The organism is Thiomonas sp. 13-64-67, assembly GCF_002282795.1.
In the GTDB taxonomy this organism is placed as follows: Bacteria; Pseudomonadota; Gammaproteobacteria; order Burkholderiales; family Burkholderiaceae_C; genus Thiomonas; species Thiomonas arsenitoxydans.
Map to the genome: position 1 here is coordinate 23,550 of NZ_NCKP01000029.1, position 11,921 is coordinate 35,470.

Here is an 11,921-nt window from a genome sequence, read left to right on the forward strand (position 1 = left end):
GCGAGACCATGAGTACACATCGTTGGAAGAGAACCCTCGCGGCCACAGCCGTGGCAGGGCTGGGGGTCTGGGGAATGAGCGCAGCACATGCGCAGGGCAGTCGGCTGCTGGCGACCAGCGGGGTCACCGAGGTGGGCGGCTCCACGGGGGGCGGTATCACCCCCTGGGCGGTAATTGCCGGGTATGACACAGGCGACGAGGTCGGCGGCTCGGTCACCGGCACTTACGTCACCGTGCCGAACTATGGGCTGACCACCCTGGGCGCGGCTGTGGGCATTCACAACCGCTTCGAGATCTCGGTGGCCCACGAGAATCTCAACGTCAATCTGGGCAGCTTGTCCAGTCTGGGTGTGCTGGGCAATCAGCCCGGTGGGTTGGGTCTGATCAAAAGCGGCGGCGTAGCGCCAAGCATCAATCTGGGCAACCAGACCATCAGCATGGACGTGCTGGGGCTGAAGGCCCGGCTGTTTGGCGATGTGCTCTATACGCCCTATCCGCAGGTGTCCGTGGGCATCAAATACAAGAAAAACAACGATTTCAACAGCAACTTTTCCGGGCTGGGCCCGATCGGCATTCCGAAATTCTTTGGCGCCGCCAGCGATTCGGGTACCGATTTCTACGTCGCCGCGACCAAGGTATTCCTCAACGGCATCTTCCATCGCGTCACGCTGGTCAACCTGACCCTGCGCGGCACCAAGGCCAACGCCATGGGTCTGCTGGGCTTCGGCACCAACGCCAACAACGGCATCGCCGGCGCCCTGGGAACCAAGAGCGACAACAGCTACCACGCCGAGCTCGAGGGCTCGGCGGCGGTGTTCTTGCGCCCGGATGTGGCCGTGGGTGGCGAGTTCCGACAGCAACCCGACAACATGAAGTACCCGATCAATTCCAGCGCCACGGCCATCGGTTCGCCCGGCACGATGAAAGACGTGTTCATCGCCTACTTCCCGAACAAGAGCCTGTCGTTGACCGCCGCTTATGCCGATCTCGGCCCCTTGCCGTTCCAGGCTAGCAACAAAGGCTTCTACCTCTCGCTCAACGGCACGTTCTGATTTCTAACCCTTTCAGGAGAAACATCCATGAAACTGCAATCCCTCCCGCTGGCGCGCCATCTCGGCGGCGTCGCCCTGACCTGCGCGCTGGCATTTCCGGCGCTGGCGCATGCTCAGATGACCTCGGGTCAGACGCTATATGAACAGCTCGGCGGCAAACCGGCCATCACCAAGGTCGTGCACGACATGATCGTCAACGTTGCCGCCGACAATCGCATCAACCATTTCTTCGCCAAGACCAATATTCCGCATCTGCAGATGGAACTGGTCAATCAGGTGTGCGAAGCCACCGGCGGCCCGTGCAAGTACACCGGGCTGAATATGCGGCAGGCGCACAAAGGCATGAATCTGAGAACGGCCGATTTCAATGCCCTGGTCGAAGATCTGCAGAAGTCCATGGACAGCAATAACGTGCCCCTGGGGCTGCAGAACCAGTTGTTGGCGATTCTGGCGCCGATGGAGCCTCACGTCGACCACCAATAAGGCGCATTGGCATCTGGTTTTGCGGAGGCTCGCGGGCCTCCGCTTCAGTATCGTGTCAAAGGAGATCACTCATGCATAACCCGAAATCGTCATTTCCCCTGACCAACCCCCAGCGGCGCAGTCTGTTGCGCCGAGGCGGCCTGCTGCTCGCGGTGGTCGGTGCTGCGGCCATCGTGCCGGCACAGGCCGACGACGGCATGCTGAGCAAAGCAGCTGTGCAGTATCAGGACATGCCGCACAGCGGCCAGCAGTGCAGCAACTGCGCCTACTTCATTCCGGGCTCATCGGCCACGGCCAGCGGGTCTTGCCGACTGGTTGCGGGAACCATCTTTCCGAACGGCTGGTGCCAGCGGTTCTCTTCGTAAATCAGGGCTGAATTGAAACAACAAAGCCGCCCTCGGGCGGCTTTGTCAATGTGAGCCGATCGGCTCGATCTGGCGTCAGACGCGGCTGCGGTATTCGCCGGTGCGGGTGTCGATCTCGATCTTGTCGCCGGTGGCGACAAAAATGGGGACGGGCACTTCATAGCCGGTGGCGAGTTTGGCGGGCTTGAGCACCTTGCCGGAAGTGTCGCCCTTGATGGCGGGTTCGGTGTAGATGATCTCGCGCACCACGGTCGTGGGCATTTCAACCGAGATGGCCTTGCCGTCGTAGAACACCACTTCGACGGACATGCCGTCTTCGAGGTAGTTCAGGCTGTCGCCCATATTGTCTTTTTCGACTTCGTATTGGTTGTAGTCGGCGTCCATGAACACGTACATCGGGTCGGCGAAGTAAGAGTATGTGCACTCTTTGCGTTCCAGCGTGACCGCGTCGATCTTGTCGTCGGCCTTGTAAACCACTTCGGTGCCGCCGCTGGTGAGCAGGTTCTTGAGTTTCATTTTCACCGTGGCGGCATTGCGGCCACCGCGGCTGTATTCGGTCTTTTGCACCACCATGGGGTTGTCGCCAACCATGATGACATTACCGGCGCGGATTTCTTGTGCGATCTTCATTGAACAGCCTGTGGAGTTTCAGATAAACCTGCATTTTACCGGGCGGGTGCAAGGGAGGGGCGATTGCTGGCGAGTTGCTGCACTTCATCGACCAGTTGACTGGCCAGATCGGTTTGGGTTTGCAGGCTGCGCGACCACTTGAGCGCATGGCGCTGCAAGGCGGGCAGGCTGCTCACAAACTCCATCCAGGCGGGCGCCAGGTCGAGGCCCCGGTTCCAGGCGGTCCAGAAATGCACCACGGTGTCGCGCAGTTCGCTGTCGGCTTCATTGAGGTAGAGATCGAGGAAGGCATCCAGCTTGCGGTCGTGGGCGCTGTCTTCCTGTGGGTAGATGTGCCAGACGAAGGGCTTGGCTGCCCATTGCGCGCGGACGAAGGAATCTTCTCCCCGCACGATGCAAACGTCGGCCGCCCAGAGCAGTTCGTCGAAGCGTTGCTGCGGGATGTACGGCAGGGCGTAGATGCTCAGGCTGCCGCGCGAGGTGATCTGGCCGGTTTGCAGCGTCATGTCCAGCCAGGTGTTGATGGCCGTCATCACCGGGCCGGGACAGACCCAGAGCGCGACCGGACGCTCGGAAGCGGCCATGGTGTGCAGCCAGCCATCGAGCCGCTGGCGGGCATAGCTGAACAACAGCACGGTGAGCGCATGATCGGGCGGGGGCGGCAGGCCGAGGGCGCGCAGGGCGATGCGTTTGGCCGAGGGCTGCATCTGCCAGTTGTCGCGCTGCGCGATCAGGTTGGATTCGCGCAGCAGACCGCCGGATTTGTCGGTGAAGCCGGGGTAGTAGAAATACTTCATCAGCCCGCCGCTTTGCGGCGAAGGCTTGAGGTGATGCAAATCGACCCACTTTTCTGCGCTGAGGTGTTCGAGGTTCAGCCAGACGGGCTGGGGCGAGGCCTTGCCGATCTGCGCAATGAAGGCGTCGCTGAGGTGACAGCCGAACATTTCGACGACCACATCGCCCGGCGTGGCCTGGGCCTGCCGGGCCCAAGGCACAATCTGCACCCCGGCCAGATTCTGCTCCGCAGCACGGAGCTGAACCTGCGGCGCAATATGGGCGAACGCCCTGAAGTCGTCCAGGAATAATCGCACCTGTTGCTGGTGCTCCGCGGCGAGTTGCCGAGCAAGTCGCCAAGTCACGCCGATATCGCCGAGGTTATCGACGACATGGCAAAACAAATCCCACCGATGTTGGACTTTCATGAATATGCAAGGTGACGACGCACCGCTTTCGAGCTCACTTTTTTATGATCCGCATTGTCGTCTGTGCCCACGACTAGCGGCCTTTTTACACCAAGTCAAACAAGATCATCCCGATTTTGCCTGCCTGCCGGTGCCGCCTTTGGGGCCGCTGGATGCGCCGCTGCTCATCGCGGGCCTGGCGCCAGGCCTGAAGGGGGCCAATGCCTCGGGGCGCCCGTTCACGGGAGATGGTGCCGGGCCGCTGCTGTTCGGCACGCTCACCGAACTGGGTCTGGCCTCGCGGCCTGTACCCGTGCGGATCGGCGATCATCCCTCGACGCTGCGGGCCGACGACGGCCTGCAACTGCACGGCTGTCGCATCAGCAACGCGGTGAAATGTCTGCCGCCTGAAAACAAGCCATTGCCCGCGGAGATTCGCACCTGCAATCGATTCATCGCCGCAGAGATCACGGCCATGACGAATCTGCGGGTGATCGTCGCTCTGGGCAAGGTAGCGCACGACGCGGTGCTCATGGCGCTGGGGCAGAAAGCCTCCTCGGCCCGCTTCGCCCATGCCGCAGAGCATCGCTTGGGCGACTATATGCTGATCGACAGCTACCACTGCAGCCGCTACAACCAGAACACCGGCCGCTTGACCGCCTCGATGTTTCGCGCGGTGTTCGAGCAGGCCTTGCACCTTGTGAACTGAGACTCATGGCATCCGATCCTCCCCAACCGGAGCACAGCGCGGCGCTGCTGGCGCAGGTCGCGGCGTTGCCGCATCTGCCCGGCGTTTATCGCTACTTCGCGGCCGATGGCAGTTTGCTCTACGTGGGCAAGGCGCGCGATCTGCGCAAGCGCGTGTCGAGCTACTTCCAGAAAGATCATGGCGGCACGCGCATCGGGCTGATGGTGTCGCGCATCCATCGGCTCGACACCACGGTCACCCGCACCGAGGCCGAGGCGCTGCTGCTCGAAAACAACCTGATCAAGACGCAGCATCCGCGCTACAACATTCTGTTCCGCGACGACAAGTCTTATCCGTATTTGCAGATCACCACGGCGCACGAGTACCCGCGCGTGGCGTATTACCGCGGTGCGACCGACCGCAAGCAGCAGTATTTCGGCCCCTATCCAAACGCCTGGTCGGTGAAGGAAAGCATCGCGGTGCTGCAAAAGGTGTTTCAGTTGCGCACTTGCGAGGACACGGTGTTTTCCAACCGCAGTCGGCCCTGCCTGCTGCACCAGATTCACCGCTGCACGGCGCCCTGCGTGGGCAAGATCAGCGCGGCGGACTATGCGCGCGACGTGCAGCACGCGGTGCGCTTTTTGCGCGGCGATCACGGGGTGGTGATGGGCGATCTGCAGTTGCAGATGCAGTCGCTCTCCGACGCGCTGCGTTTCGAGGAGGCTGCTGTGCTGCGCGACCAGATCGCCGCGCTTTCAGGCGTACTGCAGCAGCAAAGCATGGAAGTGGGCAGCGCCGAAGATGTGGACATTCTGGCCGTGGCGCTCAGGGGAGGTCGGGCCTGTGTCAACCTCGCCATGGTGCGCGGCGGTCGGCATCTGGGCGACCGGGCCTACTTCCCCAGCCAGGTTCAGGCGGCGTTGGAGTTGGGCGACGACCTGGCGGATGGCGTCGCCCCCGAACAGGGCGCTCCCGGCCAGGCCGCGCAGCGGGTGCTGCAGGCTTTTGTCGCGCAGCATTACCTGCAGATGGCGCCGCCGCCGGTTCTGGTGTGCGACTTGCCCGTCGAGCCGGAATTGCTCGATGCCCTGGGCGAACACGCTGGGCATCGCATGCAGCAGGTTACGCAGCCGCGCGGTCAGCGGCGCGACTGGCTGGAGATGGCACAAAAAGGCGCGCAGATCGCGCTGACACGCTTGCTCGCGGAAGAAGGCTCGCAGCGCGAGCGCACATTTGCCTTGGCGCAGGCGCTTGGCCTGGACGCCGAACAGGCCGAAGGCTTGCGCGCGGAATGCTTCGACATCAGCCATACCGCGGGCGAGGCCACGCAGGCGTCTTGCGTGGTGTACGCCGAACACGCGATGCAGCCGTCGCAATACCGGCGGTTTCGCATCAACGACATCACGCCGGGCGACGACTACGCCGCGATGCGCCAGGTGCTCACCCGACGTTACAAGCGCGTTGCCGAGGCGCAGGCCCAGGGGGCGCTTGCTGCCGACGGCGAAGCGCCTGGCGATGCACGCCTGCCCGATCTGGTGCTGGTCGATGGCGGTCGCGGGCAGGTGAGCATGGCGCGCGAGGTGTTCACCGAGCTCGGTCTGGATCTCGGCGTGATCGTTGGCGTGGAAAAAGGCGAGGGCCGCAAGGTCGGTCTGGAGGAACTGGTGTTTGCCGACGGCCGCCCCAAGCTGACGCTACCGGCCGATAGCGCCGCCCTCATGCTGGTGGCGCAAATCCGCGACGAGGCGCACCGCTTTGCCATCACCGGCATGCGAGCGGCGCGCGCCAAGGTGCGCACGGGCGGTTCGCGGCTCGAAGACATTCCCGGCATCGGCCCCAAGCGCCGCGCCAAGCTGCTGGCTCGGTTTGGCGGCATTCGCGGCGTCGAGGCCGCCAGCGAAGACGACCTGATGACGGTGGACGGCATCTCCCGCGAACTCGCCCACCTGCTTTACAAGGCGCTGCACTAAAAAAGTGAGCGCATCGTGACTTATCGGGCTGCTGACTTGGTCGCGTGCGTTTTGTGCAGCGAGGCCTTGTATAACGCGACGACTTCCTTGAACTGCTCGGGGTTCAGCAGAGTGCGCATCCTGTCTACGCAGCCCGCGCGCATGGCGACCAGCGCGGCTTCCTGCTTGCCGATCTCTTCGATCAGGGCTTGACGCTCGGGGGTGTCGCCCATGCCATCCAACAGCGCAGCGCGCAGTTGCAGGCGGGTGTTGGCCAGCTTGTCTTCAGCGGCCTGGCGTTTGGCGGGTGCGGTCTTGAGCCATTGGGCAAACTGCTCTTGCTGGGCGGCATCGAGCTTGAGCGCTTTTTCGTGCTGTTTGATGATGGGAACCAGCGCGATGACCGGCTCGCCCAGGTCATAGGCGGGGCGTTCGGCTCGGACGGACTGCATCGGGGCGACGAAGCCGAGTAAGGAACAGAGAAAGAACGCGGCGGCGCTGCGCTTGAAGCGTTGTTGGGTGGAAGTCAGCATGGCAATCTCCTATGGGTCTGTTGCTGCAAAAGGCAGCACGTAAACATGAATGTAATCAGATGTATCAGATTGTCTGTTGATCTCACACAAAAACCGGAGTTGTGCGGCAAAGGGCCGCAGGTTTGTTCATCGATACGGTAAAAGCGCCTTGGGAATATCTGTTGCGGTTGAAATTCCCCCCACCCCGAATTCCGAATTGATATAGATCAAGCGCCCGTTTTGTGCTGCCGCCGCTACGGCACGCAACCCGTCTAGGCTTCGCCCTGCCTGCATCAGAAGGGTGCGTTGCTGAAGCCTGAACTCCGGTGCGGTGAACCGTCGCGTGTGGATTAGCGGCGGCGCCAATCGGGGTCATTTCGGCCGGGCATTCAGGGTTTTCCCAGCGGCGTTTTGTCATCTTGTTCCCTGATCTATATCAGCGAATACTGATGTACGGATAGAAACCTGACGGCCAGCGGCGTCAAGACCGTGATCCACCGTCGACACATTGCTTGAAGGAGTTTGTATGTCTGAGTTGCTTGGCATTTACCCGACGTGGTACGTGCCCCAAATTGGCACGGCCTGGGTGATGGGCATCATCGGCACGATTCATGTGCTGGCGTCCAACACCTCGGTTGGCGCCGCTGTGTTGTTTGCCCTGCTGGAGAGCCGGTCGGTGCGTGAGAACAAGCCGGAAATCATGCAGTACATCAAGAAGTACGGCATGTTTCTGCTGGTGTTTTCGTACATCTGGGGCTCGGTCACCGGTCCGGGCATCTGGTATTCCACCACGGTTGCCAGCCCGCGCGGCATTTCCGCGCTGATCCACAATTTCGTCTGGGCCTGGGCCACCGAGTGGGTGTTTTTCACCGTGGAGGTGATCGGGGTTTACGCGCTGGTCTACACCATCGGCAAGATCGATCCGAAAACGCACCTGAAAATCACCTGGACATTCGTGGTGAGTTCTGTGGCCACGCTGGTGCTGATCATCGGCATCCTGTCGTTCATGATGTGGCCGGGCAGCGACCGCTGGTATCTCACCGGCTCGGTGTTCGATGCGTTCTACAACCTGAACTTTGCCGCGCAGCTTGCCGATCGGGGCTTCCTGATGCTCACCTCGGCCGCAGTGGTGGGTAGCATCATCGTCGCCGCCATCCCCAAAGGGGATCCGCTGCGGCGAGACGTGGGGCAGACCGTAGCCAGACTCGGTCTCACCGGTCTGGTCGGCGGGGCGCTGTCATTCATGTGGTACGTCGCCACGCTGCCGCCCAATGCGCTGGTCATCCTCAAGGACCGGATGCCGCATTGGTTTGGTTATGTCGATGTCCGCGTCACCACCTTCGTGCCGCTGATGGTCACGTCGCTGCTGATTGGCGCCTATCTGCTCTGGATCTATCTCAAGCCGCAAGCGGTGCGCGTGCCCTTGGCTGCAGCCATGGTGGTCATCCTGCTGGTCGCGGGAATCTGGCCAGAAGAACGCACCCGCGAAACCCTGCGCAAACCCTGGGTGGTGGGGCAATATATGTACTCCAACCAGACCATCGGGCGCGACGTGCCGGGCCTGGGCATCAAGGACGAAGTGCCCATCATCGCCAAAGAGGGTCTGCTCAAGGCGGCAGCGTTCGTGCCGGCCGATCTGAGGGTGATCACACCGCAGAACCAGATGGAGGCTGGGCGATTGCTGGCGGTGATGTCCTGCGCCAACTGCCACTCGATCAACAAGGACGGACCGCTGCGCCCGTTGCCCAAGCTGCTGCACGGCACGACGGACGTGGCGATGATCCAGGGCTTCCTTGCCGGGCCGCTCGCTCATGGCACGGTGCCTTACATGCCCAAGATCGATCTGCCCGGCGACGAGCAAAAGGCCCTCGCCACCTTCCTGGCTGCCGTCAATGCCGGCACGGTGGACGCCGAGGGTCGTCTGATCGCTCGTGCGCCCGTTGCGGCGCCGCTGCGCACCGCGGTGGCGCAGGCCGCTGATCAGCAACCTACCCAAGCAAAGGACTGACATCATGGATAACGCATCCGTTTCCGCCATGCTGCACGCCTTGCAGGACCCGGCTGGTCTGCCAGCGCCTGCGTGGATTTTCCAGTATCTCAATGTGCTGACCTGGTCGTTTCACATCGCCTTCGTCAATCTGTCTCTCGGCTCGGGACTGCTGGCCATCATCGCTTTCATGCGCCGCCAGCAGCCCGCCTGGGCGCGGCTGTCGGTGGCGATGACCGGGGTGGCCAAGATCGCCGTGTCGATGGCCATCGTGCTGGGTGTGGCGCCGCTGCTGTTCACCCAGACGATTTATGACCCGTCCTGGTACACCAGCAATGTGCTGTCGGCATTCTGGGTGATCTTTTTCATCTTCACCCTGGGGATCGGCTACACCATGTGGTTCGTGTTCTATTTCAAGAACCACGACGTGTCGCATGCCGCCCAAGCCCTGGACACCACCGTGTGGTGGGCCACCGGCGCGCTCTCCCTGCTGATTTTCGACGGCTTCATCATGCATGTGCTGTCGTATCAGGGGCTGTTTCCGCAGAAGTGGATGCAGTGGTACGCCCCGCAAGGCGTGCCGGTGATGAACGGCATGGGCATTCACGCCTTCGAGCTGCCGCGCTTCGCGTTCTTCATCGTCATGTCGCTGACCATGACCGGGGTGTTTCTGCTGGGCTACGCACGCTATTTCCGCGCCCGAGACGACTTTCCCAGTGACTATCTGGACCTGGCGCACCGTATCGGCGTGAAGACCGCTTACTGGGGTGTGGCGCTGCAACTCATCACCGGCCTGCTCTGGGCCTGGGGGCTGCCTGCCTACATGCAGGTGTTCACCCAGCCGCTGTTCTGGCTCACCCTGCTGCTGATCGTCGGCGTGGTGCTTTACGCGCGGCAAGTGCCCGTGGGGGGATCCGCCCTGCAGGCGTATTCAGCCATGGCGTTCTACGCCTTGATGGCTCTGGTCGTCTCGGTGGACCGCGAGGCGCTGCGCGTGGCGTATCTGGCTCCATTCCACTACGACCTCGCCTCGAAACCGCACTACGAGTGGGGCGCAGTGGTCTGGTTCTTCGCCACTTTTGTCGCGGTGGGCGGCTCTCTCGTGGCGTTCTATACCACCATGCTGTGGAAAGCCGGCAAGGTCAAAGGGCTTTACACCGCGGATCGCACCGTATCCCGTCTGGGCGATGTGGCGGTCTGGATCAACTGGACCTGGATGGCCTCATTCTTCGCCATTGGCGTGTGGGCCTATGTGCGCAACATCCTTTGATGTGCGCCCCTGAATTTGGAACTCTCCATCATGACTCTTTTGAAATCTCTCTCCCTGACCGTCGCGGGCGTCTTGTTCACCGTCGGCATGGCCCAGGCCGCACCGTCGGCCGCGATCAGCGCCAAATTCGGCGTGTGCTTTGCCTGCCACGGCGTTGATGGTCATGCCATCCTGCCGACCTATCCCAACCTGGCGGGCCAGAACAAAGACTATCTGGTTCAGACCCTCAGGGAGTTCCGCGACGGCAAGCGTCCCAATGATGTCATGGGGCCGATGGCCAAGCCCTTGAGCAACAACGATATCGACGAAGTGGCGATGTACTTCGCCGACATCAAACCGGGGAAGAAGTAAGCCCAGCAGACGATGCGGCAGGCGCAGGCGCATGGGTTGGCGTTTGCACCAGCGCCTGCGTCTGTGGCTGCAGTCCGCCGCCCAGCGCCTGATAGAGCAGGGCGGTATCGTTCAGGCGCGCAGCCTGCGCGGCGATCAGACCGATGCGGGTCTGTTGTCGCTGCTGCTGCGCGGTGAGTAGTTGCAGCGCGCTGGCTGTGCCCAGCGCGTATTGCTGCTCCACCAGTTGCAGCGAAGTTTGCGCCGAGGCAACGGCTGCGCTCTGTGCCTGCAAGGCTTGGGCGTCGTGTTCCAGCGAGCGCAGCACATCAGCCACTTGCCGCAAGCCTTGCAACACAGTTTCGCGGTAGTTGCCGGCCGCGGCATCAAAGCCGGCTTCTGCGGCGTGTGCCTCGGCCTTCAGCCCGGGTTTGAACAAAGGCTGGGCCAACTGCCCGGCCACTCCCCAGATCAATGAACCACTGCCGAACAGACTGGCCGCGGTCAGCGCCTGGCTGCCCAGGTTCGCACTCAGAGTGAGCTGCGGGTATTGTTTGGACACCGTCACGCCGATCTGCGCGCTGGCGGTGTGCAGCAAGGCTTCGGCCGCGAGGATGTCGGGCCGCTGACGCACTAGCTCAGACGGCAAACTCAGCGGCAAATCGCCGGGTAGGGTGAAGTCGTCCAAGGTGAAGCGCGGATTCTTCGCCGTGCCGGGTTCTTGCCCGCTGAGCACGGCCAGCAGATGGACCGCCTGGTCAGCGCTGTTGCGCAGCGTGGCCATGCTGGCGCGGGTTTGTTCCATCTGGGTTTGCAGCGTGGCGATGTCAGAGGCCGTGGCCACGCCGAGACGTTCGCGCGCGCGAGTGATTTCAAGCTGCTCCTGCTGCGCTGCCAGAATTTGCTGCAGTGCGTCGATCTGAGCGGCTAGCAGTGCCTGCTTCACGGCCGTGGCGACCACGGCTCCAGCCAGACTGAGTTGCGCAGAATCGAGCTGGTAACGCCGCCATTCGGTCTGTACCGCCAGTGCTTCGAGCGCGCGACGGTTGCCGCCGGAAAGATCAAAGGCGTAGCTCACGCCAACCCCCGCGTTGTACAAGTCGTAGCGCCGCTCCCCGCCGGGTAGTCCCATGGCCGCGCTGTTGTTTTGCAAGGTCTGCGCGCCGAGCGTGGCGCTGACCTGTGGATAAAGGGTGGAGCCGCTTTGCGCGGCATAGGTTTCGCGCGCCTGTCGCAGCGTGGACTGCGCCGCGGCGATGGTCGGGCTGTGCTGCAGAGACTGCACGACCAGGGCGTCGAGCTTGGGTGAAGCAAATGCCTTCCACCACATTGCGGCCACGGTTTGACCCGCGATGAACTGCTGCGCGCCACCCAGTTCGCCGGGCGTCGAAGCCGTGCGGGCGGGCGGCTTACCGGTGGTGTACGACATGGCCTGTGGAGCGGGCGGCGTTTTGAAATCCGGCCCAGCGGCGCA

12 protein-coding genes (1 of these 12 only partly in view) are annotated in these 11,921 nt (G+C 62.5%); 8 read left to right on the top strand and 4 right to left on the bottom strand.

Translation table 11 applies throughout. The features are described from left to right. Window positions 1-8 precede the first annotated feature (8 nt). The 3 genes from B7X30_RS08690 (at window position 9) to B7X30_RS08700 (ending at window position 1,900) form a co-directional block, all read left to right on the top strand. Window positions 9-1,052 carry a DUF3034 family protein gene (locus B7X30_RS08690; protein WP_286730255.1) on the top strand — a complete coding sequence of 348 codons (1,044 nt, stop codon included), beginning with the start codon at window positions 9-11 and terminating at the stop codon, window positions 1,050-1,052. A 27-nt stretch (window positions 1,053-1,079) separates the two neighbouring features. Further along, window positions 1,080-1,535 (top strand): group I truncated hemoglobin, encoded by a 456-nt coding sequence (locus B7X30_RS08695; protein ID WP_013122787.1) that lies wholly within the window; start codon window positions 1,080-1,082, stop codon window positions 1,533-1,535. A 71-nt stretch (window positions 1,536-1,606) separates the two neighbouring features. Then, window positions 1,607-1,900, top strand: coding sequence for a high-potential iron-sulfur protein (locus tag B7X30_RS08700; protein WP_013122788.1), 294 nt, complete (start codon window positions 1,607-1,609; stop codon window positions 1,898-1,900). 75 nt (window positions 1,901-1,975) lie between these two features. On the opposite strand, the gene efp is transcribed toward B7X30_RS08700, so the two are convergent. Next, window positions 1,976-2,530 (bottom strand): elongation factor P, encoded by a 555-nt coding sequence (efp, locus tag B7X30_RS08705; RefSeq protein WP_276706360.1) that lies wholly within the window; start codon window positions 2,528-2,530, stop codon window positions 1,976-1,978. Window positions 2,531-2,565: 35 nt separating this feature from the next. Next, a complete protein-coding gene (gene earP, locus B7X30_RS08710; RefSeq protein WP_286730256.1) occupies window positions 2,566-3,732 on the bottom strand; it encodes an elongation factor P maturation arginine rhamnosyltransferase EarP in 1,167 nt (388 codons plus the stop codon). Between the two features lie 130 nt (window positions 3,733-3,862). Here earP and B7X30_RS08715 point away from each other — a divergent pair, with 130 nt between their 5' ends. Both B7X30_RS08715 and uvrC read left to right on the top strand, forming a co-directional pair. Then, complete coding sequence (locus B7X30_RS08715) at window positions 3,863-4,420, top strand: uracil-DNA glycosylase (protein WP_231836414.1); 558 nt, start codon at window positions 3,863-3,865, stop codon at window positions 4,418-4,420. A gap of 5 nt (window positions 4,421-4,425) precedes the next feature. Continuing rightward, a complete protein-coding gene (gene uvrC, locus B7X30_RS08720; RefSeq protein ID WP_286730257.1) occupies window positions 4,426-6,369 on the top strand; it encodes an excinuclease ABC subunit UvrC in 1,944 nt (647 codons plus the stop codon). A gap of 20 nt (window positions 6,370-6,389) precedes the next feature. Here the strand turns inward: uvrC and B7X30_RS08725 are convergent, their stop codons facing one another. Further along, complete coding sequence (locus B7X30_RS08725; protein ID WP_286730258.1) at window positions 6,390-6,881, bottom strand: hypothetical protein; 492 nt, start codon at window positions 6,879-6,881, stop codon at window positions 6,390-6,392. Between the two features lie 505 nt (window positions 6,882-7,386). Between B7X30_RS08725 and B7X30_RS08730 the strand changes: the two genes are divergently transcribed. From B7X30_RS08730 to B7X30_RS08740, 3 genes are read left to right on the top strand one after another with little or no spacing between them, the layout of a single operon-like run. After that, window positions 7,387-8,868 carry a cytochrome ubiquinol oxidase subunit I gene (locus B7X30_RS08730; protein WP_286730259.1) on the top strand — a complete coding sequence of 494 codons (1,482 nt, stop codon included), beginning with the start codon at window positions 7,387-7,389 and terminating at the stop codon, window positions 8,866-8,868. Window positions 8,869-8,872: 4 nt separating this feature from the next. After that, complete coding sequence (locus B7X30_RS08735) at window positions 8,873-10,117, top strand: hypothetical protein (protein WP_286730260.1); 1,245 nt, start codon at window positions 8,873-8,875, stop codon at window positions 10,115-10,117. Between the two features lie 30 nt (window positions 10,118-10,147). Then, complete coding sequence (locus tag B7X30_RS08740; protein WP_013105428.1) at window positions 10,148-10,468, top strand: c-type cytochrome; 321 nt, start codon at window positions 10,148-10,150, stop codon at window positions 10,466-10,468. Here the strand turns inward: B7X30_RS08740 and B7X30_RS08745 are convergent. After that, window positions 10,449-11,921 carry the 3' portion of an efflux transporter outer membrane subunit gene (locus B7X30_RS08745; RefSeq protein WP_286730261.1) on the bottom strand. It continues 282 nt past the right edge of the window, so the window shows 1,473 of its 1,755 coding nt (coding positions 283-1,755); the start codon falls outside the window, past its right edge — the gene reads right to left on this strand; the stop codon is at window positions 10,449-10,451. The genes B7X30_RS08740 and B7X30_RS08745 overlap by 20 nt on opposite strands.